The organism is Micromonospora chalcea, assembly GCF_002926165.1.
In the GTDB taxonomy this organism is placed as follows: Bacteria; Actinomycetota; Actinomycetes; order Mycobacteriales; family Micromonosporaceae; genus Micromonospora; species Micromonospora chalcea.
Genome location: NZ_MAGP01000114.1, coordinates 1 through 24,318, shown reverse-complemented (window position 1 = coordinate 24,318; position 24,318 = coordinate 1). Strand labels below are relative to the sequence as shown.

27 protein-coding genes are annotated in these 24,318 nt (G+C 73.9%); 17 read left to right on the top strand and 10 right to left on the bottom strand.

The window, feature by feature from the left end; all coding sequences use genetic code 11:
- Positions 1–54: 54 nt before the first annotated feature.
- The 4 genes from BAW75_RS16180 to BAW75_RS16165 all read left to right on the top strand — a co-directional run bounded on the left by BAW75_RS16180 (position 55) and on the right by BAW75_RS16165 (position 3,592).
- Positions 55–471 (top strand): MarR family winged helix-turn-helix transcriptional regulator, encoded by a 417-nt coding sequence (locus tag BAW75_RS16180; RefSeq protein WP_104114099.1) that lies wholly within the window; start codon positions 55–57, stop codon positions 469–471.
- Between the two features lie 74 nt (positions 472–545).
- A complete protein-coding gene (locus BAW75_RS16175; protein ID WP_104114098.1) occupies positions 546–914 on the top strand; it encodes an SCP2 sterol-binding domain-containing protein in 369 nt (122 codons plus the stop codon).
- Positions 907–2,994 (top strand): amylo-alpha-1,6-glucosidase, encoded by a 2,088-nt coding sequence (locus tag BAW75_RS16170; RefSeq protein ID WP_104114097.1) that lies wholly within the window; start codon positions 907–909, stop codon positions 2,992–2,994. Before BAW75_RS16175 ends, BAW75_RS16170 begins: the two co-directional genes overlap by 8 nt.
- A 10-nt stretch (positions 2,995–3,004) precedes the next feature.
- Positions 3,005–3,592, top strand: coding sequence for a cysteine hydrolase family protein (locus BAW75_RS16165; RefSeq protein ID WP_104114096.1), 588 nt, complete (start codon positions 3,005–3,007; stop codon positions 3,590–3,592).
- A 16-nt stretch (positions 3,593–3,608) separates the two neighbouring features.
- Here BAW75_RS16165 and BAW75_RS16160 read toward each other — a convergent pair whose 3' ends face one another.
- The 8 genes from BAW75_RS16160 to BAW75_RS16125 all read right to left on the bottom strand — a co-directional run bounded on the left by BAW75_RS16160 (position 3,609) and on the right by BAW75_RS16125 (position 10,901).
- Complete coding sequence (locus BAW75_RS16160; protein ID WP_104114095.1) at positions 3,609–4,235, bottom strand: TetR/AcrR family transcriptional regulator; 627 nt, start codon at positions 4,233–4,235, stop codon at positions 3,609–3,611.
- An 89-nt stretch (positions 4,236–4,324) separates the two neighbouring features.
- Positions 4,325–5,596 (bottom strand): ABC transporter substrate-binding protein, encoded by a 1,272-nt coding sequence (locus BAW75_RS16155; protein WP_064445709.1) that lies wholly within the window; start codon positions 5,594–5,596, stop codon positions 4,325–4,327.
- Positions 5,597–5,648: 52 nt separating this feature from the next.
- On the bottom strand, positions 5,649–6,794 hold the full coding sequence (locus BAW75_RS16150; protein WP_104114094.1) for a branched-chain amino acid ABC transporter permease: 1,146 nt from the start codon (positions 6,792–6,794) through the stop codon (positions 5,649–5,651).
- Positions 6,791–7,669: a branched-chain amino acid ABC transporter permease gene (locus BAW75_RS16145; protein WP_043323502.1), complete on the bottom strand. Its 879-nt coding sequence runs from the start codon at positions 7,667–7,669 to the stop codon at positions 6,791–6,793. Before BAW75_RS16145 ends, BAW75_RS16150 begins: the two co-directional genes overlap by 4 nt.
- Positions 7,670–7,682: 13 nt before the next feature.
- Entirely contained in the window at positions 7,683–8,399 is a 717-nt protein-coding gene (locus BAW75_RS16140) for an ABC transporter ATP-binding protein (protein ID WP_104114093.1), read from the bottom strand.
- Positions 8,396–9,208 (bottom strand): ABC transporter ATP-binding protein, encoded by an 813-nt coding sequence (locus BAW75_RS16135; RefSeq protein WP_104114137.1) that lies wholly within the window; start codon positions 9,206–9,208, stop codon positions 8,396–8,398. Before BAW75_RS16135 ends, BAW75_RS16140 begins: the two co-directional genes overlap by 4 nt.
- A gap of 140 nt (positions 9,209–9,348) precedes the next feature.
- Entirely contained in the window at positions 9,349–10,554 is a 1,206-nt protein-coding gene (locus BAW75_RS16130) for an RNA polymerase sigma factor (RefSeq protein ID WP_104114092.1), read from the bottom strand.
- Entirely contained in the window at positions 10,551–10,901 is a 351-nt protein-coding gene (locus BAW75_RS16125) for a YciI family protein (protein WP_064445706.1), read from the bottom strand. Before BAW75_RS16125 ends, BAW75_RS16130 begins: the two co-directional genes overlap by 4 nt.
- Between BAW75_RS16125 and BAW75_RS16120 the strand changes: the two genes are divergently transcribed.
- From BAW75_RS16120 to BAW75_RS16090, 7 genes are all read left to right on the top strand, one after another.
- Positions 10,860–12,347, top strand: coding sequence for a flavin monoamine oxidase family protein (locus tag BAW75_RS16120; RefSeq protein WP_244206138.1), 1,488 nt, complete (start codon positions 10,860–10,862; stop codon positions 12,345–12,347). The genes BAW75_RS16125 and BAW75_RS16120 overlap by 42 nt on opposite strands.
- Before the next feature lie 126 nt (positions 12,348–12,473).
- Positions 12,474–13,220 carry a lysozyme gene (locus BAW75_RS16115; protein WP_104114091.1) on the top strand — a complete coding sequence of 249 codons (747 nt, stop codon included), beginning with the start codon at positions 12,474–12,476 and terminating at the stop codon, positions 13,218–13,220.
- 73 nt (positions 13,221–13,293) lie between these two features.
- Positions 13,294–13,968: a peptidoglycan recognition protein family protein gene (locus BAW75_RS16110; RefSeq protein ID WP_104114090.1), complete on the top strand. Its 675-nt coding sequence runs from the start codon at positions 13,294–13,296 to the stop codon at positions 13,966–13,968.
- Positions 13,969–14,059: 91 nt separating this feature from the next.
- A complete protein-coding gene (locus BAW75_RS16105) occupies positions 14,060–14,425 on the top strand; it encodes an ArsR/SmtB family transcription factor (RefSeq protein WP_104114089.1) in 366 nt (121 codons plus the stop codon).
- Complete coding sequence (locus BAW75_RS16100) at positions 14,422–15,006, top strand: SRPBCC family protein (RefSeq protein WP_104114088.1); 585 nt, start codon at positions 14,422–14,424, stop codon at positions 15,004–15,006. Before BAW75_RS16105 ends, BAW75_RS16100 begins: the two co-directional genes overlap by 4 nt.
- A gap of 317 nt (positions 15,007–15,323) precedes the next feature.
- A complete protein-coding gene (locus BAW75_RS16095; RefSeq protein WP_104114087.1) occupies positions 15,324–15,914 on the top strand; it encodes an NADAR family protein in 591 nt (196 codons plus the stop codon).
- Between the two features lie 41 nt (positions 15,915–15,955).
- Entirely contained in the window at positions 15,956–16,465 is a 510-nt protein-coding gene (locus BAW75_RS16090; RefSeq protein ID WP_104114086.1) for an NUDIX domain-containing protein, read from the top strand.
- Positions 16,466–16,473: 8 nt separating this feature from the next.
- Here BAW75_RS16090 and BAW75_RS16085 read toward each other — a convergent pair whose 3' ends face one another.
- Positions 16,474–17,640, bottom strand: coding sequence for an LLM class flavin-dependent oxidoreductase (locus BAW75_RS16085; protein ID WP_104114085.1), 1,167 nt, complete (start codon positions 17,638–17,640; stop codon positions 16,474–16,476).
- A 140-nt stretch (positions 17,641–17,780) separates the two neighbouring features.
- Between BAW75_RS16085 and BAW75_RS16080 the strand changes: the two genes are divergently transcribed.
- The 6 genes from BAW75_RS16080 (at position 17,781) to BAW75_RS16055 (ending at position 23,712) form a co-directional block, all read left to right on the top strand.
- Positions 17,781–18,755 (top strand): sulfonate ABC transporter substrate-binding protein, encoded by a 975-nt coding sequence (locus BAW75_RS16080; protein WP_104114084.1) that lies wholly within the window; start codon positions 17,781–17,783, stop codon positions 18,753–18,755.
- A complete protein-coding gene (locus BAW75_RS16075; protein WP_104114083.1) occupies positions 18,752–19,588 on the top strand; it encodes an ABC transporter permease in 837 nt (278 codons plus the stop codon). The genes BAW75_RS16080 and BAW75_RS16075 overlap by 4 nt, the downstream gene beginning before the upstream one ends.
- Positions 19,561–20,286: an ABC transporter ATP-binding protein gene (locus BAW75_RS16070; RefSeq protein ID WP_104114082.1), complete on the top strand. Its 726-nt coding sequence runs from the start codon at positions 19,561–19,563 to the stop codon at positions 20,284–20,286. Before BAW75_RS16075 ends, BAW75_RS16070 begins: the two co-directional genes overlap by 28 nt.
- Before the next feature lie 16 nt (positions 20,287–20,302).
- Positions 20,303–21,709, top strand: a complete 1,407-nt coding sequence (locus tag BAW75_RS16065; protein ID WP_104114081.1) for a selenium-binding family protein — start codon at positions 20,303–20,305, stop codon at positions 21,707–21,709.
- On the top strand, positions 21,706–22,344 hold the full coding sequence (locus tag BAW75_RS16060; protein WP_104114080.1) for a hypothetical protein: 639 nt from the start codon (positions 21,706–21,708) through the stop codon (positions 22,342–22,344). The genes BAW75_RS16065 and BAW75_RS16060 overlap by 4 nt, the downstream gene beginning before the upstream one ends.
- Before the next feature lie 84 nt (positions 22,345–22,428).
- Positions 22,429–23,712 (top strand): sulfite oxidase, encoded by a 1,284-nt coding sequence (locus BAW75_RS16055; protein WP_104114079.1) that lies wholly within the window; start codon positions 22,429–22,431, stop codon positions 23,710–23,712.
- 7 nt (positions 23,713–23,719) lie between these two features.
- On the opposite strand, the gene BAW75_RS16050 is transcribed toward BAW75_RS16055, so the two are convergent.
- Complete coding sequence (locus tag BAW75_RS16050; RefSeq protein WP_104114078.1) at positions 23,720–24,262, bottom strand: RNA 2'-phosphotransferase; 543 nt, start codon at positions 24,260–24,262, stop codon at positions 23,720–23,722.
- Between the last annotated feature and the right edge of the window lie 56 nt (positions 24,263–24,318).

The window sequence follows — 24,318 nt, the reverse complement described above, 5'->3', positions numbered from 1 at the left end:
CTGAGGTTACCTCAACATGAGGGAACAACACGAAAGCCTGTTACCGTATTCCCCGTGGACGGCAGCGACGAGAGCCTGGCCGAGACGTTCTGGGCGGTGACCCGCCGGCTGCGGCACCAGACCAAGCGCGCGCTTGCGCCGTGGGAGATCAGCCCCGGGCAGGCGCGGGCGCTGGGCGTGCTGATGCGTCACGGCGCGCTGCGTCCCGGCGCGCTCGCCGAGCACCTGCGCATCGCGCCGCGATCGGCCACCGAGGTGATCGACGGGTTGCAGGAGCGCGGGCTGGTCGAACGCCGGCCCGACCCGGCCGACCGGCGGGCCACGCTGGTCGCGCCCACCGCCGAGGGCGAGCGGGTGGGCGCCGCGATCCGGCAGGCGCGGGCCACCGAGGCGGAACGGTTCTTCGGCGCGCTCTCGCCGGACGACCGGGCCGAGCTGACCCGCATCCTGCGCCGCCTGCGCGAGGACTAGATCAGCGGTTTCACCCGATCCGGGTGAGGCGACAGGCCCCGTGGCGGGGAATAGCGCCATCGGGAGGAGGGCCGATGGTCGACGCCACCGAAGAGTTCTTCCAGGGCCTGGGGCAGCGCCGGCAGCGCGGGCTGACAGCGCTCCACGAGGGCACCGTCCGGTTCGACATCGCCGGTGACGGGTCGGTCGACCACTGGCTGGTCTCCATCGCCCGGGGCGAGGTCACCGCGGCACGGCAGGCCACCGGCGGGGACGCGGTCGTCCGGGCGGACCGGGCCGTCTTCGACCGGATCGCCCGGGGCGAGGCGTACTTCCTGACCACCGTCCTGCGCGGCGAGGCCGAGGTGGAGGGCAGCCCGCGGCTGTTCGCGACCGTACGCCGGCTGTTCCCCTCCCCGCCCGGCTCGCGCCCGGAACAACACCGGGGAGACGATCATGGGTGACGACCACGTCGGCATCTTCGACGGGACGATCTTCCTGGTCTGCGACCGGGCCGGCGACATCGTCCCGGCGGCCGACGGCACCCACGGCCTGTTCGCCCACGACACCCGCCTGCTGTCCCGGTGGCAACTCACCATCGACGGCGAGCGGCTCAGCACGCTGTCCATCGACGACATCCAATACTTCGAGAACCGGTTCTACCTGGTCCCGGGCGCGCAGGACGTCTACGTCAACAGCACGCTCGAGGTGCGCCGCACCCACAGGCTGAACAGCGGACTCCACGAGGAACTGGTCCTGGTCAACAACGACCGGCGGCCCGTCGACCTGACCGTACGGATCGAGGTGGACGCGGACTTCGCGGACCTCTTCGCGGTCAAGGAGGGCACGACGAACCGCGAGGGGCGGCACTACCGGCGGGTCGACGGCCCGCGACTCGTCCTGGGTTACCAGCGCGAACGCTACCGCCGCGAGACGATCGTGTCGGCGACGGCTCCGGCGGAGGTGGACGAGAACGGCCTGACGCTGCGCGTGCACATCGAACCGCACGGCCGGTGGCAGACCCGGCTGACCGCCGAGCCGGACCTCCCCCTGCCCCGCGGGCTGGAACGGCTCAGCCTGCCCGGACGGGTCGAGGGCAACGCCCGGGACAAGCCCGCCGAGCTACGGGAGTGGCTGGACCGGGCGCCGCGACTGGAGACCAGCTGGGGGCCGTTGCAGAACACCTACCGGCAGAGCCTCATCGACCTGGCCGCGCTGCGGTTCAGCCCGTTCCTCGCCGGGACCGGGTGCGTGCTGGCCGCCGGGCTGCCCTGGTTCATGAGCCTGTTCGGCCGCGACAGCATCCTCACCAGCCTCCAGGCGCTGCCGTTCGCACCGGAACTCGCCGCCACCACGCTCACCGTGCTCGCGTTCCGCCAGGGCAGCCGGATCGACGACTTCCGGGAGGAGGAGCCGGGCCGGATCCTGCACGAGATGCGCTACGGCGAGCTGACCGTCTTCGACGAGACGCCGCACAGCCCCTACTTCGGCAGCGCGGACGCCACTCCCCTGTTCCTCGTGCTGCTCGACGAGTACGAGCGGTGGACCGGCGACGCCGCCCTCGTGCGCGCGGTGGAGCAGGAGGCGCGGGCGGCCGTCGACTGGATCGACCACTACGCCGACCGGGCCGGCAACGGCTACGTCTCCTACGAGCGGCGCAACCCGGTGAACGGCCTGGAGAACCAGTGCTGGAAGGACTCCTGGGACAGGATCTCCTACCGCGACGGCCGGCTGCCGGGCTTCCCGCGCGCCACCTGCGAACTCCAGGGGTACGCGTACGACGCGAAGGTGCGCACCGCCCGGCTGGCCCGCGAGATCTGGCACGACCCGGCGTACGCGGACCGGCTGGAGCGGGACGCCGCCGACCTCAAGCGCCGCTTCAACCACGACTTCTGGATCGACGACGGCGAGTACATGGCGCTGGCGCTGGACGGCGACGGCAGCAAGGTGGACGCCCTGTCGTCGAACATCGGCCACCTGCTGTGGAGCGGCATCGTCGAGGAGCCGAAGGCCGAGGCCCTGGTGCGGCACCTGATGTCACCGGCGATGTTCAGCGGCTGGGGTGTCCGCACGCTGGCCGAGGGCGAGGCCCGCTACAACCCGGTGGGCTACCACGTCGGGACCATCTGGCCGTTCGACAACTCGTTCATCGCCTGGGGACTGCGGCGCTACGGGTACGCCGAGGAGGCGGCCCGCGTCGCGGCCGGTATCCTGGACGCGGCGGCCTTCTACGACGGCCGGCTGCCGGAGGCGTTCGCCGGGCACGACCGGTCCGAGACCCGCTACCCGATCCGGTATCCGACCGCGTGCAGCCCGCAGGCGTGGTCAGCCGGAGCGCCGCTGCTGCTCCTGCGGACGATGCTCGGCCTGCGGCCGGTCGGCGACGATCTCGTGGCCCGGCCGGCTCTGCCTGCTAGCCTCGACTACGTGGCGTTGCTCGACGTCCCCGGTCGTTGGGGGCGGCTGGACGCCTTCGGCAGGAGCACCGCCGCCGGCGGCCTGAGCCGTTACGAGCTGGCGCCACAGCAGCTCTCCGCACCGTGACGGGATCGACATGCAGCGCATCGACTGGGAGCACACCGCGGTCGTGGGCGTCCACTGGCAACCCGAGGTGGTCAGCCCCGACGGCGTCTTCGGCCCGTTCTTCGCCGACCAGGTGGCCCGGCACGGCGTGGCGGCGAACGCGGCCCGGGTCGCCGCCGCCGCGCGGGCAGCGGGCGGCCTCGTGGTCTTCACCCGGGTCGCCTACCGGCCCGGCTACCCGGACCTGATCACCAACACCCCGAGCTTCGCGATGATCGCCGAACGCGGGGCCTTCCTGGAGGGCGACCCGAAGACCCGCATCGTCGAAGAGGTCGGGCGACAGCCCGGCGACGTCGTGGTCACCGGCACCCGGCTCGGCGGATTCTCCGGCACCGAACTGGACCTGATCCTGCGCGGCCGGGGCGTGCGGACCGTGGTGTTCACCGGCGTCGCGACGAACCTGGCCGTCGCCGCCACCGCCTACCAGGCGGTCGACAACGGGTACCGCATCGTCACCGTCTCCGACGCGTGCACGGCGGCCACCGACGAGCTGCACGAGGCGTACCTGAGCACGCTGGGCCAGCTCGGCGAGATCGCCACCACCGGCGAGATCGCCTGACCGGCCGCCGGGGCGCTCAGCGCAGGCCGGCGGCGATCGCGTCGACCAGCAGCGCGCCGAGCATCCGGGCCATCACCGCGCGGGCGGCGTCCACGTCGAGGCCCATCGAGTCGCGCATCATCGACCAGGACGACCAGGTGCCGGCCACCGTCAGCGCGTCCAGCAACTGCGCGCGGCCCGGACCGGCGTGCGCCAGCTCCGGGGCGAACACCGCCTCGATCTCGTGCCGGACCCGGGCGACGGCCACCTCCCGGTTGCGGCGCAACTGCGGGGAGAACGGCTCCCGCAGCGCCGACGCGCGGGCCGAGGGCGCCAGCACCTCCAGCAGCCGGGCGCGCTGGTCGCAGAACGCGGCGATCCGGGCGGTCAGCGGCAGTTCCGGCGACACCGGCCGCCAGAGCGCGGCCTGCCGCTCGCCGACCCGCCGCCCGGTCGCGGCGAACAGCGTCTCCATGTCCTTGAAGTTGGTCCAGAGCGTACGCAGCGACACCCCGGCCCGCTCGGCGATCCGTTCCCCGGTGGGGCGCAGGTCACCGGAGTCGATCAGGGCCAGGTGCGCCTCCACGATCGCGGCCCGGGTCCGCTCGGCTCGCGCCGCCCGGCCGTCCACCCGCTCCGGCGGGTCGGCCTCCACCTCGATCATGGGTACGGATCTCCTGTTGCTCGGGTACCGGCGGCAACTCTACGTGCGTGCCGCCGGGCGACCGGCACCCGGCCGCCCGGCGGGACGCCTCAGGCGGTCGGCACCGCGTCGGCGGGCGGGTTCGTCGGCGGCTCGGTGAACTCGGTGACCGCGCCGTCGCCGTCGTCCGTGGTGTACGCGGGACCGAAGTACTCCTGCACGCCGTTGCTCACCTTGGTGAGCCGGACGCCGCCGTAGCCGGCGTGCACGCCGTCGGCGTACCGGAAGGGGACCAGGCCGGGCCCGCGGAAGCCGCCCTTGCGCACGGCCTCGACCAGCTTCTCCCGGGTGGGGTCGGGCCCGGCGGCGAGCATCGCCTGGACGAACGTGTACGCCATCGAGTAGCCGTAGATGGCGTTGCCGTCGACCGGGTTGCCCGCGTTGTACTTCTGGTGGATCTTGGTGAACTCCTGGATCCACGGGTTCGCGGTGTCGGCCACGTTGGGCAGGTAGTTGTCGGCCACCATGCCCTCGAGGATCACCTTCTTGTCGCCGAGCTGGGCGGCCAGCGTGGTGTAGTCGGCGCCCACGTTGGACACCACCCACTGCGCCTTGAAGCCCTGCCCGGCGGCCTGGCCCATGGCCAGCGCGGTGAAGCCCGGGATGGTCGCCGAGATGACCACCTGGCAGCCGGCCGCGCGCAGCGCCCCGATCGCCGGGCCGACCTGCTGGTTGGTGGTGGTGTACGTCTGCTTCGCCGCGACCGGGCCGAGGACCTGCTCGACGCCGACCAGCGAGTCCCGCCCGAAGTCGTCGTTCTGCCCGAAGTGGCAGACCTTCGCGCCGGGGAACTCCCGCTTGACGTAGCTGGCCAGGATCTTGCCCTCGACCGTGTAGTCGGGCTGCCAGCCGAACGTCGTCGGGTACTTGTCCGGCTCGTTCCAGTTGCGGCTGCCGGAGGCGACGAACAGGTCCGGCACCTTCTGCGTCTTGACGAACTCCAGCACGTTGGTGTGCGTGGGCGTGCCGAGGCCGCCGAGCAGTGCGAAGACCTTGTCGTCGAGCACCAGCTTGCGGACCACGTTCTCGGTGTTGGCGGGGTTGTAGCCGTCGTCCATGACCTTGTAGACGATCTTCCGGCCGTGCACGCCGCCCTTGGCGTTGACGTGCTCGAAGTACGCCTTGGTGGCGGCGGAGATCTTCGAGTAGCCGGGCGCGGCCGGTCCGGTGAGCGGTTGGTGGGTGCCGATGACGACCTCGGAGTCGCTGACGCCGGGAACGTTCTCGGCGGCCTGCTTCTCGTCGTCGGCGCAGGCCGGCAGCGCGGCCAGCAGGGCCAGGCCGGCGGCGGCCGCGAGAACGCGGCGGGTGGTGGTGCGCATGGTTCTCCATTCCGGTGCGACGGTGCGAACGGTGTGGGTGGAACCGGTGAGGTCAGCGGTCCGGCGACCGGCGGGTGGCGGGACGGCGGCGGACGGCCCCGCGTAGGCGGGCGGTGAGGGCACGCACGCCGCCCTGCAGGCCGCCCGGGGCGGCGAGCATGACGACGATGAGGACCAGGCCGAACACGGCCAGCGCGAGGTTGCCCTCCAGCCGCTGGGCCAGCCCGGCGGAGAGACTGAGGTGTTCGGTGAGCAGGCCGGGCAGGTCCTGGAGCGCGACCAGCAGCACCGCGCCCCAGACCGCGCCGGCCAGGCTGCCCAGCCCGCCGATCACGATCGCCATGAGCAGGAACAGCGACAGGTCCAGCGGGAACTTGCCGGGCGCGACGGTGGCGGTGAGCATGGCGTACACGCCGCCGCCCAGCCCGGCGCAGGCGGCGCTGACCACGAACGCGAGCACCTGCGTGCGGGCCACCGGGATGCCGGCGAGCCGGGCCGCGACCTCGTCGTCGCGGACCACCACCAGCGACCGGCCGAAGCGGCTGCGCACCAGGTTGGCCAGCAGCAGCATGGTGAGCAGCGCGGCGGCCAGCGCGATCCAGGCCAGCCAGCGCTCGGGCTGGAAGTAGGCGCCGAGCGCGGCCGGTGGCGTCTGCGCCGGGAACGACAGCCCCTGCTCGCCGTTGAACACGCCGGTGAAGATCGTGGTGACCGCCGGGACGAGCGTCGCCACGGCGAGGGTCACGCCGGCCAGGTAGGGGCCGCGCAGCCGGGCCGCGGCCAGCCCGACCACGAGTCCGCCGAGCGCGGTCACCGCGACCCCCGCGAGCAGCGACGCCGGCAGCGTCCACCACCCGCGTACGGCCCGCTCGTCGAGGGCCTGCTGGGTCAGCGCCACGGTGTACGCGCCGGTGGCCATCAGCGCGCCGTGCCCGAGCGAGAGCTGGCCGTTGAGCCCGACCAGCACGGTGTGCCCGGCGGTGACGCAGAGGAACGCGCAGACGCGCGCCACCTGGAGGTTCTGGTACGGCGCGAGCTGGTTGGTGACCAGCACGACGAGCGTGCCGGCGAACACGGCCACGGCCAGGTGGCGCAGCAGCGTGGAGCCGCGCGGATCGCGTCCGGCCGGCGCGCCGGGCAGCAGCCTGCGCAGCGGGGACGCCGTGGCGGGCGCGGTCTCGGTCGGGGTGGTCGTCACACGTGCCTCGCTCTCGCCGCGGAGAAGAGCCCGCCGGGGCGGACCAGCAGGACGGCCAGCAGCAGCACCAGGACGGCCAGCGGGGTGGTGTCCGGTCCGAGGTAGCCGGTGACGTAGGACAGGATCAGCCCGACCAGCAGGCCCCCGACGACAGCGCCGACCGGGCTGTCCAGGCCGCCGACCACGGCGGCGGTGAACGCGATCACGAAGACCAGGTCCATGGCGTGCGAGTGCAGGCCGAGTCCGGTGGGGACGACGAGCATCCCGGCCAGCGCGCCGACGGCGGCGGCGAGCGCCCAGCCGAGCGTGAGCATCCGGCCGACGCTGACGCCGAGCAGCCGGGACACCTCGGGGGCGAACGCGGCGGCCCGCATCCGCAATCCGATCGGGGTGCGGGTGAACAGCACCGCGAGCAGCGCCACCACCGTGAGCGCCGCGCCGAGCACCCAGAGGTCGTACGGGGACAGCGCGGCCACCCCGGCGATGGTGAGCGCGTCGGTGTCGAACGGCGCCGGGGCGGGACGGTACTCGTTGCCGAAGATCATGCCGAGCACCGCCTGGATGACGAGCACCAGGCCGAGCGCGACGATCACCTGGTTGAGCGGGCCGCCGGGGCCGGCGAAGCGCATCAGCACCCGCTCCACCAGCGCGCCCAGGGCCAGTCCGGACAGGATCGCGGCGGCCAGGCCGAGCCAGTACGAGCCGGTGGCGGAGACGACCGCGTAGCCGACGTAGGCGGTGGCCACGGCCATCGCGCCCTGGGCGAAGTTGACCACCCGGGCGGCCCGCCAGATGAGCACCAGCGCGAGCGCGAACGCCGCGTAGACCGCCCCGGCGGCGAGCCCGTCGAAGGTGAGGAACCAGAACCGCTCCATCCGCGACCCCTTCCTAGAATCCGAGGTACGCGTGCCGGAGCTGGTCGTCGTCGCGCAGCCGGGCGGCCGGCGCGGCGGTCACCACCCGCCCGAGCGACATGACGATGCCCTGGTCGGCGACGGAGAGCGCGGAGCGCACGTTCTGCTCGACCAGCAGCACGGTGAGCCCCCGTTCGTCGCGCAGCCGCCGCAGCAGCGCCATGATCTGCGCGGTGACCTTGGGCGCCAGCCCGAGCGACGGCTCGTCGAGCAGCAGCAGCCGGGGCCGGGCGATCAGCGCGCGGCCGATCGCGAGCATCTGCCGTTCGCCGCCGGAGAGCTGGTGTCCGGCGTGGTCGCGGCGGCGGGCCAGCGCGGGGAACAGCTCGTACACCTCGTCGAGCGCGCGCCGGGCGTCGGCCCGGTCACGCCGCCACAGCCCGCCCAGGCGCAGGTTCTCGGCCACGGTCAGCTCGGTCACCACGCCGCGCCCCTCCGGCACGTGCGCCAGCCCGCGCCGGACCAGGTGTTCCACCCGGACGCCGCGCAGGTCCTCGCCCGCGTACCGGACCCGGCCGCCGGTGGGCCGCAGCAGGCCCGAGAGGGTACGCAGCAGCGTGGTCTTGCCCGCGCCGTTGGCGCCGAGCACGGCGGTGACGGTGCCGGCCGGGACGGTGAACGCGACGTCGCGCAGCACCGGCACCGGGCCGTAGCCGCTGCTGAGCGCCTCCACCTCCAGCACGGCGGTCACGGCGTGCTCCCCTCGACCGGCACGTCGGCGCCCAGGTACGCCTCGGTGACCCTTGGGTCGTCGCGGATGCTCTCCGGCGCCCCGGCGGCGATCACCTTGCCGAAGTCGAGCACCACGAGGTCGTGGCAGACGGACATGACCAGGTCCATGTGGTGCTCGACGAGCAGCACGGCGCAGCCGTCGGCCCGGTCGGGCAGCGCGCGGACCAGGTCGGCCAGCTCGGCCACGTCGTCGGCGCCGAGACCGCCGGCCGGCTCGTCGAGCAGCAGCAGCCGGGGGCGGGCGATCAGCGCGCGGGCCAGCGCGACCCGCTTGCGTACCGCATAGGGCAGGGTGCCGGGTGCGGCGTCGGCGTGCTTGTCGATGCCCAGCTCGGCGAGCAGGTTCAGGGCCCGGGCGCGCAGCCGGCTCTCGTCGCGGTCGCTGCGCGGCAGGCCGAACAGCGCGGCGGCGAACCCGGCCCGTGCGGTGTGGCTCGCGCCGGCCACCACGTTCTCCAGCACGGTCAGCCCGGCGAACAGGCCGACGCCCTGGAGCGTGCGGGCGATGCCGAGCCGGGTGAGGTCGTGCGGGCGGGGCCGGAACGGCCGGCCGTCGAGCGTGAGCGAGCCCTCGGTCGGCCGGACGAAGCCGCAGACCACGTTGAACAGCGTGGTCTTGCCGGCGCCGTTGGGCCCGATCACGCCGACGACCCGGCCGGGCGGTACGCGCAGCGAGACGTCGTCGAGGGCGACCAGGCCGCCGAAGCGTACGCCGACGTGGTGCAGCGCCAGACCCTGATCGTCGACGGGGGTGGCCGGTGGGCTCATCGTCACCTCGTGCCGGTCGACGGAGCGCGGAAAAACTAATTACACCGGGAGTGTACTTTTCTCTGCCGCCGCGTCAATGCCCAGACGATCACGGTTCATTTCCCGGGGTTACCGGCCTCCAACGTGCACTGTCGGTGTGATCATCCCGCCATCCGGTCGCGGGCGCGGCGCAGGAACGTCTGCTCCGCCGCGTTGCCGGTGCCGGCGATCGCCGCGTCGTACGCGATCCGGGCCTGCGCCGGACGGTCGAGGCGGCGCAACAGGTCGGCCCGGATCGCGTGCCACACGTGGTATCCGGTCAGGTCCAGCCGGTCCACTTCGGCCAGAGCGGCCGCCGGTCCGCGTACCTCGGCCAGCGCGACCGCCCGGTTCAGCGCCACCACCGGTCCCGGCGCGACGGCCGCCAACTGGTCGTAGAGCGCGAGGATCTGTCCCCAGTCGGTCGCGGCGGCGGTCGGCGCGTCCGCGTGCACCGCGCCGATCGCGGCCTGGAGCTGGTACGGGCCGGGCCGGCCCCGCCGCAGGCACCGGCGGACCAGATCCTGGCCCTCGGCGATCAGCTCCCGGTCCCACCGGCCACGGTCCTGCTCGGACAGCGACACCGGCGCCCCGTCCGGCCCGGTCCGGGCGTCCCGGCGCGCCTCGGTGAGCAGCATCAGCGCGAGCAGGCCGAGCGCCTCCGGCTCGTCCGGCATCAGCGTCACCAGCAGCCGGCCCAGCCGGATCGCCTCGGCGCCCAGCTCGGCACGGCCCAGCCGCTCCCCCGCGCTGGCCGTGTGCCCCTCGTTGAAGATCAGGTAGACCACCGCGAGGACCCCGCGCAGCCGGTCCGGCAGGTCCGCGTCGCGCGGCACCCGGTACGGGATACCGGCGTCGCGGATCTTCGTCTTGGCCCGGACCAGGCGCTGGGCCATCGTCCGCTCCGGCACCAGGAAGGCGCGCGCGATCTCGGCGGTGCTCAGGCCGCCGAGCAGGCGCAGCGTCAACGCCACCCGGGCGGGCGCGGCGAGCGCCGGGTGGCAGCAGGTGAAGATCAGGCGCAGGCGGTCGTCGGGCACGGGCCCCTCCTCGGCGGGCGGGTCGGCGGCGTGCAGCAGGGCGGCCTCGGCGTGCCGGGCAGTCCGGGTGGCCTCGCGGCGCAACCTGTCGATCGCCCGGTTCCGGGCGGTGGTGATGATCCAGCCGGCCGGGCTGGGCGGCGGCCCGTCGGCGGCCCAGCGCGTCACCGCGATCGCGAACGCCTCCTGGACCGCCTCCTCGGCGAGGTCGATGTCGCCGAGGAGACGGACCAGGACGGCTACCGCGCGGCCGTACTCGGCCCGGAAGACCCGTTCGACGTCGGTCATCCCTCGCCCTGGAACGGGCGGACCTCGATCGGCAGCGTGGTCGCCAGCGCGTACCGGCGGCCCCAGTCCAGCGCGGCGTCCAGGTCGGGCGCCCGGATGATGGTGACGCCGCCCAGGTACTCCTTGCCCTCGGCGAACGGCCCGTCGGTGACCAGCACCTCGTCACCGGCCGGGCGCAGCACGGTGGCGGTCTGCGGGTCGTGCAGGCCGTTGCCGAACACCCAGCACCCCGCCTCCCGCAGGTCCCGGCCGATGGCCTCGACCTCGCGCATCACCCCGGCCAGGAACTCCGGGTCCGGGCGTCCCTGGCCGGCCGGCTGGTACATGCTGATCAGGTACTGCTTCATCGGCTTCTCCTCGTCACCGGACGGCCCCGCGCCGCCCCTTCACCCTCCACACGAACGGCTGGCGCCGGTTTCGACACGCCGGGCCGGGTGAATCCGGCCGGGAGCGGGGTACGCCGCCGCGTGCGCCGCCACCGGGTCGTCGTCGTGGGCGCCGGGTTCTCCGGTCTGGCCTGCGCGCTCGCGCTGGACGCCGCGGGCGCGCAGGTGCGGGTGCTGGAGGCCCGGGACCGGGTGGGCGGCCGCACGCTCAGCCGACCGCTACCAGGCGGCGGCTGGCTCGATCTCGGCGCGCAGTGGATCGGCCCCACCCAGGACCGGATGTACGCGCTCGCCGCCGCGTACGGCCTGGCCACGTTCCCCTCCCCCGCGCGCGGCGCGGCGACGCTGCTGCTCGGCGGACGTCCGGCCACCGGGGAATCGCCGGGGCTGTCCGCGCTGCTGGGCACGCTCGACGAGATGGCGGCCGGGCTCGACCCGGCCGCGCCGTGGCGGGCGGACGGGGCGGCACTGTGGGACCGGGTCACGTTCGGCGGCTGGCTCGACGCGAGCGGGGCCGACCCGGTCACCGCCGGGTACGCGGGCCGGATGCTCGCCGGTGGCCTGCTGGCCGCCTCGCCGGACGAGGTCTCGCTGCTGCACATGCTGTTCTACCTGCGCAGCGGCGGCGGCACCCGGTCGCTGCTGCGCATGGCGGGTGGCGCCCAGCAGGACCGGATCGCCGGCGGCCCGGCCGCGCTGGCCGAGCGGATGGCCGCCGCGCTGCCTCCGGGGAGCCTGCGCCTGCGCGCCCCGGTGGACGGCGTCGCGCAGGACCGCGACGGGGTGCGGGTGCGCTGCGGCGGCGAGACGTACCGCGGCGACGCGGTGGTGGTCGCGCTGGCGCCGACGCTGGCCGGGCGCATCCGGTACGACCCGCCGCTGCCGCCGCTGCGCGACGGGCTGACCCAGCGGATGCCGATGGGCGCGGCGCTCAAGGTCCACGCGCTCTATCCGGAGCCGTTCTGGCGGGCCGACGGCCGCTCCGGCGTGTCCAGCACCGACACCGGGCCGCTCACCGAGACGGTGGACAACTCGCTGCCGGACATACCCGGTGGGATCCTCACCGCGTTCAGCTACGGCGCGCAGGCCCGGGCGCTGCGCCGGCAGCCGCTGGGCGCGCGCCGGGACGCGCTGTGCGAGGCGCTCGCCGCGATCTTCGGCCCGGCCGCCGCGCGCCCCGACGACCTCGTCGAGTACGACTGGTCTGCCGACGAGTGGACGCGCGGCTGCTTCTGCGGTGTCCTGCCGACCGGCGCGTGGTGCGCGTACGGCCCGGAACTGCGCACGCCGGTGGGCCGGGTGCACTGGGCCGGCACGGAGACCGCGACCCGGTGGAGCGGCTACCTGGAGGGCGCGGTGACCGCCGGCGAGCGCGCCGCCGCCGAGGCGCTCGCCCAGCTCGGCTGAGCACCCAATTCAGTGAGATTCTTCGATGCGTTCTATTGAAAAGTTTCTCCGCCCTGTGCACTAATGACGACAGTTCCTTTCGTCATACTCCCGCCGCCGGAGCGCGGCAACCCCCAGGGAGGACAGATGCACAGTTCGATCCGATCGGCGCTGCGCGCGGCCGGAGCCGCGCTGCTCGCCACCGTCACCGTCGCCGCCGCGGTCCTGTCCGCAGCGGCACCCGCCTCCGCCGCCCCGGCCGGACTACCCGGCATGGACGTGTCCAGCTACCAGGGCAACGTGAACTGGTCCGGGGCGTGGGCCAACGGCGCCCGGTTCGCCTACGTCAAGGCGACCGAGGGCACGTACTACACCAACCCGTACTTCGCCCAGCAGTACAACGGCTCGTACAACGTCGGGATGATCCGCGGCTCGTACCACTTCGCCCGCCCCGACACCACCAGCGGCGCCACCCAGGCCAACTACTTCGTCGACCACGGCGGCGGCTGGTCCAAGGACGGGCGGACGCTGCCCGGCGCGCTGGACATCGAGTACAACCCGTACGGCGCGACCTGCTACGGCCTGAGCCAGGCGTCGATGCGCAGCTGGATCGCCTCGTTCGTCAACCAGTACTACGCCCGCACCGGACGGTGGGCCACCATCTACACCACCACCGACTGGTGGAGCACCTGCACCGGCAACACCTCGCAGTTCGCGGCCAACAACCCACTGTGGATCGCCCGCTACGCAAGCAGCGTCGGCACGCTGCCGGCCGGCTGGGGCACGTACTCGTTCTGGCAGTGGTCCTCCTCCGGGGTCTTCCCCGGTGACCAGAACGTGTGGAACGGCTCGCTGGACCGGCTGCGCGTGCTGGCCTGCAACGGACCCTGCTGACCCCGGCCCGGGCGTGGCGGGCGGTGCCGGTCCCGCCACGCCCGGCCGTACCTCACCCCACGAGGAGGCTGCGATGTCTGTTCCCGTCCACCGGCGGACCGTGCTGCGCGGCGCGGTCCTGCTCGGCGCCGCCGCCGGCGTCGGCGCGCTGACCCAGATCGGCTCCGGCCCCGACGCGCGGGCCGTTGCCACCCGGGTCGACCAGCCGACCATCGCCAACTGCGCGACCTGGGGCGCCCGCCCGCCCTCGTCGCCGGTGAGCGTGGTGTCCAGCCGACCCAACAAGATCATCGTGCACCACACCGCGTTCCCGAACACCACCGACTACAGCCTCGCCCAGGCGTACCGGAACTCCCGCGACATCCAGGACCTGCACATGGACAGCAACGGCTGGCTCGACTCCGGGCAGCACTTCACCAACAGCCGGGGCGGCTACCTGACCGAGGGCCGCCACGGCAGCCTCTACGCGCTGCTGCACGGCCAGACCATGGTGCAGGGCGCGCACTGCGTCGGGCAGAACAGCCAGGCCATCGGCATCGAGAACGACGGCATCTACCTGGATGTGCAGCCGCCGCAGGCGCTCTGGAACAGCCTGGTGACGTTCTGCGCGTTCACCTGCCAGCAGTACGGCATCGCGCCCACCGAGATCTACGGGCACAAGGACTTCAACGACACGCAGTGCCCGGGCCTGCTGCACGACCGCCTGCCGGAGCTGCGCCGTACCGTCGCCGCCCGTCTCGGCGGCTGACCACGGGGGTACGCGGGACGCCCGGGTGCGACGGGCGTCCCGCAGCGCGTCAGTGCTCGCTTATATAAGCCGCGTCTGATACAAAGGTGTCGTGCACGCCTTCGACGTCCTCGGCGACCCGGTCCGCCGCCGGATCCTGGAGCTGCTCGCCGACGGTGAGCAGCCCGCCGGGGCGCTCGGTGAGACCGTGCGGCGCGAGTTCGGCATCAGCCAGCCCGCCGTCTCGCAGCACCTCAAGGTGCTGCGCGAACACGGCTTCACCACGGTGCGCGCCGACGGCACCCGCCGGCTCTACGCCGTGGACCCCGGCCCGCTGCGCGAGATCGACGCGTGGCTGGACGGGTTCCGCCGCTTCTGGACGCCGCCACTGGCCGCGCTCGCCACCGAGCTGGCCCGGGGCCGCCGCGAACGACGGCTGCGCGCAGACGACACCGACGACGAGAGGACCGACCCATGATCGACGTGACCGGACAGATCAGCGCCGTCGAGCGCCGCATCGGCGACCGCACGCTCCCCGCCGGGCAGGCGCGGGTGCTCACCATCGCCCAGACGTACGACGCGCCGGTGGACGACGTCTTCGACGCCTGCACCAACCCGGAACGGATACCGCGCTGGTTCCTGCCCGTCTCCGGCGACCTGAGCCTCGGCGGCCGCTACCAGCTGGAGGGCAACGCCGGTGGCACCGTCGAACGCTGCGACCCGCCGCACGGCTTCGCCGCCACCTGGGAGTTCGGCGACGAGGTGAGCTGGATCGAGGTGCGGCTGCGCGAGGCCGGCCCCGGGCGTACCCGCTTCGAGCTGGAACACGTCGCGCACGTCGACGACCAGCGGTGGGCCGAGTACGGCCCGGGCGCGGTCGGCATCGGCTGGGACCTGGCGCTGGTCGGGCTGGCCTCCCACTTCGCAGCCGACGGCACGGGCGTCGACCCGGCCGCCGCAGCCGAGTGGATGGCCTCACCCGAGGGCCTCCGTTTCGTCACCGAGTCCAGCAGGAGCTGGACAACGGCAAGCATCGAAGCAGGCACCCCCGCCGAGTAGGCACAAGGCGCGGGCGAGCGCGTCAACGCGTTCTACACAGGCGACCCCACGCCCTGACCCCCCTCTCTCCTCGTCGATCTTGCGGTTTGGGCCCTCGGAATGTCCGTTTGACGGAGTTTGCGGGGCACCAAATCGCAAGATCGGCGGGTTCGGTCGAGCTCTTCGAGATCTTGGAAGGAAAGGGTCGCCATAGGAGCCTTTTCCTTTCAAGATCTCTTTGCATCTTTGATGTGGAGCAGGCCTCTCCAAGCTGGACATCCGTCGTTGTCCCGGCGGAGATGCGGGTGATCGTTGCAGGGGCGAAAAGCGGCGGTGGGATGTCAGTGGGGTGGGGCAGACTGCGGGGCATGCCGATCCGTTCCGTCGCCGACCTGACCGCCGCGCTCGACACCGGCGCGACGTTCAAGTATCTGCGCTTCTGGGGGCACCGGCCGCAGCGCGACGGCGGTGTCGGCGCCGGTTGCCTGAGCCAGTGGTGGCCGGCGGCGTTCACAGTGGACGGCCGGGAGTTCGCCACCGCCGAGCACTGGATGATGTGGCACAAGGCCACCCTCTTCGGTGACCTGGCGGTCGCCGAGCGGGTGCTGGCCGCCGGGCACCCGCACCGGGCCAAGGCGCTCGGCCGGCAGGTGCGCGACTTCGACGAGGCGACCTGGGCGGCCCGCCGCTACGAGATCGTGGTGGCCGGCAGCGTGGCCAAGTTCGCCCAGCACGAGCCGTTGCGGCGGTTCCTGCTCGGCACCGGCGACCGGGTGCTCGTCGAGGCCAGCCCGACGGACCGGGTCTGGGGCATCGGCCTGACCGCCGACGACCCGCGCGCCGGCGTCCCGGCGACCTGGCGGGGCGACAACCTGCTCGGCTTCGCCCTGATGGAGGCGCGCGCCCAGCTCGCCGGCCAGAGGGGGTGACGTCTGACCTCGGGCGGCAGGGGCGGGTAACGTGCTGCGGCGTGACCCCGTACTCGCACTGCTCCTTCTGCGGCGCGGCCTACCCGGCGGGCGCCGGGTGGCCGCGGGTCTGTTCCTCGTGCGGCGAGACGGTGTGGCGCAATCCGCTGCCGGTGGCGGTGGCGGTGCTGCCGGTCCGCACGCCGCGGGGGCTCGGCGTGGTCGTGGTGCGCCGCGACATCGAACCGGCCCGGGGGCTGCTGGCGCTCCCGGGTGGCTTCGTCGAGTACGGCGAGGAGTGGTCCGAGGCGCTCGTGCGGGAGCTGCGCGAGGAGACCGGGCTGCTGGCCGAGGCCGGCGAGGCGCGGCTGTTCGCGGTGCACGGCGCTCCGGCTGGCGGCACCATGATGGTCTTCGGGGTGCTGCCCGAGCGGGCTATCGGTGACCTGCCGCCGTCGGCGTCGACCGAGGAGGCCACCGAGTGGCTGGTGCTCACCGATCCGGTCGAGCTGGCCTTCTCCACGCACACCCGGGTGCTCGCCGATTTCCTCACCGGGCAACGCCCGATCTGACCTAGCGGTCAGCCGCGGGCCGGAACCGGCTGGGGTGAGAACGGCACGGCGGCCGGCGCCTCGATCTCCGGCTCGCCGGCCGGGTGCCGCCACAGCCCGCGCCGCCGCAGGATCGGCAGCACGCCCTCGCCGAACCAGTACGCCTCCTCCAGGTGCGGGTGACCGGAGAGGATGAACTCGTCCAGGCCGAGCGCGTGGTACTCAGCGATCCGGTCGGCGACCTCGGTGTGGCTGCCGACGAGTGCGGTGCCCGCGCCGCCGCGTACCAGCCCGAATCCGGCCCACAGGTTCGGCGAGACCTCCAGCCCGTCGCGGGAGCCGCCGTGCAGGTCGAGCATCCGCCGCTGCCCCTCGGACTCGCTGCGCCGCAGCCCTTCCTGCACGGCGCGCACGTCAGCCTCGGGGATGCCGTCGAGCAGCTTGCGGGCCTGGGCCCAGGCCTCCTCGGCGGTGTCCCGGCTGATCACGTGCAGCCGGATGCCGTACCGCAGCTCGCGCCCGGCCCCGGCGGCGAGCCCGCGGATCCAGTCCAGCTTGCCGGCCACCTGCGCGGGCGGTTCGCCCCAGGTCAGGTACACGTCGCTGTGCCGGACGGCCACCGGTCCGGCCGCGCCGGACGACCCGCCGAAGTAGACCGGCGGCACCGGGTCGGGCACCCGGCCGAGCCGGGCGCCCTCGACCCGCACGTGGGCGCCGTCGTGGTCGACCGTCTCGCCGCGCCACAGCGCCCGCACCACGTGCAGGAACTCGTCGGTACGCGCGTAGCGGGCGTCCTTGTCCAGGAAGTCGCCGTACGCGCGCTGCTCGGCCGACTCGCCGCCGGTGACCACGTTCAGTAGCAGCCGCCCGCCGGACAGGCGCTGGAACGTGGACGCCATCTGCGCGGCGAGGGTGGGTGAGAGCAGGCCGGGCCGGAACGCGACGAGGAACTTCAGCCGCTCGGTGACCTCGGTGAGCATGGCGGTGGTCAGCCAGGCGTCCTCGCACCAGGCGCCGGTGGGGGTGAGCGCGCCGGCGAAACCGAGCTGTTCGGCGGTGCGGGCGATCTGCCCCAGGTACGCCACGCTGGCCGGTCGCGCGCCACCCGCCGTGCCGACCGGTACGCCGTGTCCGCCGCCCACGATGTCCCGGCTGTCGCCGTAGGTCGGCAGGAACCAGTGGAAGGTGAGCGACATGGGGGCCTCCGGTGCGCGTCGGACGGGCCGTCTCCTGAGTGGTGGGACGACCACTCCGACAGACTACCCATAAAACCTATCGGGTTGGTAGGTTGCTGTCGCCCGTCGATGCCGGGCCCTTCCCTCCCCGAGGAGTCGCCATGCGTACCCCCAGAACCCGCCGCCGGCCGGTGGCCGCGCTGCTCACCACCCTCGCGCTGCTGGCCGCGACGGCGCTGGCGGCCTGCGGCGGCGAGGCGGCCGACGCCAGCGGCGGCGGCAGTGACGGCCCGCTGCGGATCGGCTACCAGCGCTTCGGCGGGCTCAGCCTGGTCAAGGCGCGCGGCGACGCGAAGAACGTCACCTGGTCGCTGTTCGAGAGCGGCCCGGCGCTGACCGAGGCGCTCAAGGCCGGCTCGATCGACATCGGTCAGGTCGGCGAGGCCCCACCCGTGTTCGCCGCCGCCGGCAAGATCCCGTTCTCCGTGGTCGGCACGTCCCAGCCGATCCCGCAGGGCGAGGCGGTTCTGGTCAAGGCGGGCAGCCCGTATCGTGGATTCGCCGACCTGCGCGGGAAGACGGTCGCGCTGAACAAGGGCTCCAACGTGCACTGGCTGCTGGTCAAGCTGCTGGAGGCGAACCGGATGACGCTCGCCGACATCAAGGTGAAGTACCTCAAGCCCGCCGAGGGGCGGCCCGCGTTCGACAACGGGCAGGTCGACGCCTGGATCATCTGGGATCCCTACTTCGCGCTGGCCGAGCAGCCCGGCGTGCGGGTGCTCGCCGACGCCACCGGCCTGGCCGGCAACCGCGAGTACGTGCTGGCCGCGCCGGACGCGGTGAAGAACCGCACCGCCGACGTACGCGCGTTCCTGGACACGTACCGGCAGACCACCGACTGGGGCATCGCCCACCCGACCGAGCGGGCCGCCGTCCTCGCCCCGGAGCTGAAGATCCCGCTCGACGTGACCACCCGGGCGCTGGCCCGCAGCGCCAAGCCGCTCGCCCCGGTCACCCCGGAGATCGGCGCGGAGTTGCAGGCCATCGCGGACAGCTTCGTGGAGCTGAAGCTGGTGCCCGGACCGGTCGACATCGCCGGGCGGGTGGACGGCCGGTTCAACGAGGCGTTCCAGTGAGCGGTCCGGCGCTGGCCGAGGCGATCCCCGCTGTCGTACCCGATCGGGCGACGCCGCGGCGGTCCCGGGCCCGCGCCTCGCGGCGGTGGCGGCGCGCGGTGAGCCCGGTCGTGCTGGTGCTCGCCTGGGAGGTCGCCGCGCGCACCGGCCTGCTCGCCGCGGAGAAGCTGCCCGCGCCCAGCGCGGTGCTCGCGACCGGGTGGCGGCTGGCGCGCGACGGGACGCTCGGCGTGCACCTGCTCGACTCGCTCACCCGCGCCGCGCTCGGCCTGCTCATCGGCGGCGGCCTGGCGCTGGTGCTCGGCGCGGCGGCGGGGCTGCTGCGCCTCGGTGACGACCTGGTCGACCCGCCGGTGCAGATGGCCCGGATGCTGCCGCACCTGGGCCTGGTCCCGCTGCTGATCATCTGGGTCGGCATCGGCGAGTCGCTGAAGGTCACGCTCGTCGCGCTCGGCGCGTTCTTCCCGATCTACTTCAACACGTACGCCGGCATCCGCGACATCGACGAACGCCTGGTCGAGGCGGCGCGCACCTGCGGTCTCGGCGCGGCGGCCCGCCTGCGGCACGTGGTGCTGCCCGGCGCGCTGCCGGCGCTGTTCCTCGGGCTGCGGCTGGCCATCGGCGCGGCCTGGCTCAGCCTGGTCGTCGGCGAGCAGGTGAACGCGCAGACCGGCGTCGGCTTCCTGATGATGGAGGCACGCGAGTTCAGCCAGACCGACGTGGTGGTGCTCGGCCTGCTCATCTACGCGCTGCTGGGGCTCGCCTCCGACCTGCTCATCCGGTACGCGGAGAGGAGGACGCTGGCGTGGCGACGCGGACTGCGCGCGACCTGACCGGGCCGCTGCTCACCGCGCGCGCGGTGACCCGGTCCTTCGGCCCGGCGGTGGTGCTGGCCGGGGTGGACCTGATCATCGGCGCCGGGGAGACGGTGGCGCTGCTGGGCGGCAGCGGATCCGGCAAGAGCACGCTGCTGCGCGTGCTCGCCGGGCTCGACGGCGACGCGGGCGGCGAGCACACGGTGCACGGCACCGCCGCCGTGGTGTTCCAGGAGCACCGGCTGCTGCCGTGGAAGCGGGTGGCGGACAACGTGGCGCTCGGCCTGACCGGGCCGGACGTGGACGACCGGGTCGGCCGCGCGCTGGCCGAGGTCGGGCTCGCCGACCGGGGCCGGGCCTGGCCCGCCGAGCTGTCCGGCGGGCAGGCGCAGCGGGTCGCGGTGGCCCGCGCGCTGGTCCGCGAACCGGACCTGCTGCTGCTGGACGAGCCGTTCGGCGCGCTGGACGCGCTGACCCGGCTGCGCATGCAGGGGCTGCTGCGGCGGCTGCGCGCCCAGCACGGCTTCGCCGCGCTGCTCGTCACCCACGACGTGGAGGAGGCGCTGCTGCTCGCCGATCGCGTCCTGCTCCTCGACGACGGCGTGATCGCCGAAGAGGTGCCGGTACGCCTCGGCCCCACCCCGAGCCCCGACGACCCGGCCCTCGGCGCGCTGCGCCGCCACCTGCTCGACCGCCTCGGCGTACCCGCCGGCTGACCGCGAGGGAGAACCGATGACCCGCTGGACCCCCGACCCGACCTTCTACCCCTCCCCCGCGCTCGCCGCCACCGCGCCGGCCGAGAAACTCGCGTACGTCGCCGCGTTCGACCGCGCCGGGCAGCGCCCCGACGCCATCGCGGTGCTCGACACCGACCCGGACTCCGACTCGTACGGCCGGGTGGTGGGCTGGACCGAGCTGCCGAACACCGGCGACGAGCTGCACCACTTCGGCTGGAACGCGTGCAGCAGCGCGCTCTGCCCCACCGCGCCGCACCCGCACGTGGAACGCCGCTACCTGATCGTGCCGGGCCTGCGCTCGTCCCGGATCCACGTGCTCGACACCAAGCCCGACCCGCGCCGCCCCGAACTGGTGAAGGTAATCGGCCCGGAGGAACTCGGCAAGCGCGCCGGATACTCCCGCCCGCACACCGTGCACTGCGGGCCGGACGGCATCTACGTCTCCGCGCTCGGCGGCGCGGACGGGCAGGAGGGGCCCGGCGGCATCGCCGTGCTCGACCACACCACCTTCGAGGTACGCGGCGCGTGGGAGGCCGACCGGGGGCCGCAGTTCCTGGCGTACGACTTCTGGTGGCACTACACGCAGGACGTGCTGGTCACCAGCGAGTGGGGCACGCCGTCGATGATCGAGGACGGCATCGTCGGGGAACTGCTGCTGGGGCGCAAATACGGGCACGCGATCCACTTCTGGGACCTGGCGAAGCGCCGGCACGTGCAGCGCGTCGACCTCGGCGACCAGTACCAGATGCCGCTGGAGCTGCGCCCCGCGCACGACCCGACGAAGTCGTACGGCTTCGTCGGCGTGGTGATCAGCGTCGAGGACCTGTCCGCCTCGATCTGGCTGTGGCACCGCGACGGCGACGCCTGGGCGGTCACCAAGGTGATCGACATCCCGGCCGAGCCGGCCGACCCGGCGGACCTGCCGGACCTGCTCAAGCCGTTCGGGGCGGTGCCGCCGCTGGTCACCGACATCGACCTGTCAGTGGACGACAGGTTCCTGCACGTCTCCTGCTGGGGCACCGGAGAGCTGATCCGCTACGACGTCAGCGACCCGTTCCACCCGGTACGCGTCGGCTCGGTGCGCCTGGGCGGCATCGTCAACCGCACGCCGCACCCGGCGTACCCGGACGAGCCGCTGGCCGGCGGCCCGCAGATGGTCGAGATCAGCCGCGACGGCCGCCGCGTCTACGTCAGCAACTCGCTCTACGGCGCCTGGGACGACCAGTTCTACCCCGACGGGGTGGGCGCCTGGGTGGCGAAGCTCGACGTCGACCCGGGCAGCGGCGGCCTCGTGCCGGATCCGCGGTTCTTCCCGCGCGGGGAGGAGTTCCGCGGCCTGCGCGTGCACCAGACCCGGTTGCAGGGCGGCGACGCGTCGTCCGACTCGTACTGCTTCCCGTGACCGGCGCGACCTGGGCGGCGCTGGCCGGCCTCGGCGCGTTCCACGGCCTGAACCCGGCGATGGGCTGGCTGTTCGCGGTGGCCCGGGGCCTGCAGGAGCGCCGCCGGGCGGCGCTGCTGGCGGCGCTGCCGCCGATCGCGGCCGGTCACCTGGCGTCGGTGGCGGTGGTCGCCGCGCTGGTCAGCGCCACCCGGTCGGTGACGGCGAGCACTGCGGTCGCGGTCACCGGCGGGGTGCTGCTGGTCGGGTTCGGGCTGTGGCGGCTGCTGTCCGACCGGCACTTCCGGTGGGCCGGGATGCGGCTGTCGGCCGCGCAGCTCACCGCCTGGTCGTTCCTGATGTCGGCGGCGCACGGCGCGGGCCTGATGCTGCTGCCGGTGCTGCTCGCCGAACCGGCGGTCGGCGCCGGCTCGCACGCCGGGCACCTCGCCGCCGCGCCGGCCGGCGCGCTGACCGGCCTGTTCGCGGCGGCCGTGCACACCGCCGCCATGCTCGGCGTCGCGCTGGCCGTGGCCGTGGCCGTGTACGAGGTGCTCGGCGTCGGTGTGCTGCGCCGGGCCTGGTTCAACGTCGACCGGCTCTGGGCCGGCGTGCTCGTGGCGGCCGGGGTGGTGACGCTGATCGGCGCGGCGTGACCGTGCCGCCGACCTGCTATGGATCGACGGGAAGTCCTACTGGTTGAATAGGAAAGGCAGCGTCGCCCACCCCGGAGGTCAGCCGTGAGTCAGTCCTCGTCCTCAGCCGAAGCCGTCCACGACGCCGACCGGAGCCGGCAGTGGCTCGCCGGGCAGGCGCACGGGCCGGGCGTCGACCGCGACCGGCTGCTGGAGGTGGGCGCGGCGATGGCCGCGGTGACCGCCGCCGCCGCGGAACGCGAGCCGGTAGCGGTGACGTCCGCGCCGGTCGGCGTCGACCCCGGCGCGCCGATCGTCAAGCCGCTGCCGGCGGAGCTGCTGCGCCCGCTGGACACCAACGCCGAGATGCGCTGGCCGTCGATGGCCGGCCAGGAGTACGTGGTCCCGATCGACCGCTTCTTCGTCCGCAACCACACGGTCACGCCGCACCTGGACGCGGCCACCTGGCGGCTGCGCCTGTTCGGCGACGGGCTGCGCGGCGCGCCGACCCGGGACGACGCGGTCGAGTTCGACCTCGACGAGCTGCGCCGGCTGCCCGCCGAGGAGCACGCGGCGCTGCTGGAGTGCGCCGGCAACGGGCGCCGCTACTTCGCCGAGCAGCAGGGCGACCCCGCCCCGGGCGTGGCGTGGGGGCTGGGCAGCGTCGGCGTGGCCCGCTGGCGGGGCGTGCGGCTCGGCACGGTGCTGCGCCTGGCCGGGCTGCGCGACGAGGCGGTCGACGTGATGCCCGAGGGCCTCGACCCGGACTACGTCTCCGGCGGGGTCAACCTCGGCCGGGTACGCCGTCCGATGCCCATCGCGAAGGCGCTCGACGACGTGCTGCTGGCGTACGAGATGAACGGCGAGCCGCTCCCAGCCGACCACGGCTTCCCGGTGCGGGTCGTGGTGCCCGGCTGGGTCGGCATCGCCTCGATCAAGTGGGTGGGCGCGATCGAGGTCTCCACCACCCCGCTGTTCTCGCCGTGGAACACGCAGTTCTACCGCATGTTCGGCCCCGGCCACCCCGCCGGCGGCACCGCGCTCACCGCCCAGCCGGTGCGCAGCGCGTTCGAGCTGCCCTGGGACGCCCGGCTGCCGTCCGGCGAGGACGTGCTGCTGACCGGCCGCTCCTGGTCCGGCAACGGCCCGATCGCGCACGTCGAGGTGGACACCGGCGACGGGTGGCGCCCGGCCGACCTGGTCACCGCGGACCGGGGCGGCGCCTGGCAGCGCTGGACCGTCCGCTGGCGCCCGCCGGCCACGGGCCGGCACACGCTGCGTGCCCGCGCCACCGACTGCACCGGCGCCGTCCAGCCCGACCGGGCCGCCGTGAACGACCTCGCGTACCTGTTCGACGCCGTGGTGGCCCACCCGGTCACCGCCTGCTGACGCCCGCTCAGGTGGTGCCGAGGTAGGCCGGCGGCACCGTGTCGGTGAGCCACACCCCGTTGGCCGAGCGGTAGAACAGGTACCCCGCCTCGGCCATCGCCGCCGCGTCCACGGTCAGCACCACCACCGCGCCGCCCCGGCGCGCGCCGACGCGCCGGGCCGTCGCCACATCAGGTGACAGGTGTACGTGGTGACGCCCGCCCCGGCGCAGCCCCTGCGCCCGGATCGCGTCCAGCACGGCCTCGCCGGTGCCGTGGAACAGCCGGGGCGGCGGCGCGGCCGGGGTGAGGCCGAGGTCGACCGGAACCGAGTGCCCCTGGTTGGCGCGGATCCGGTCGGCCCCGTCCGGGCCGGTCTCCACCGCGAAGCGCTGCTTGTCGTTGCCCGCGACCACGGCGTCCAGGTGAGCGCGGCTGATCCCCAGCCCGGCGAGCACGTCCGCGACCGGCACCCAGCCCGCCCGGTCGAGCCGCAGGCCGTACGCGTCGGGCCGGTGCCGCAACGCCAGCGACAGCCGCTTGCTCACCCGAACAAGATCGCGATGTTCCACCCGCCCAGTGTGGAGCCACGCCCCTGCCCTGTCGACGCAGTTCCCCACCCGCACCC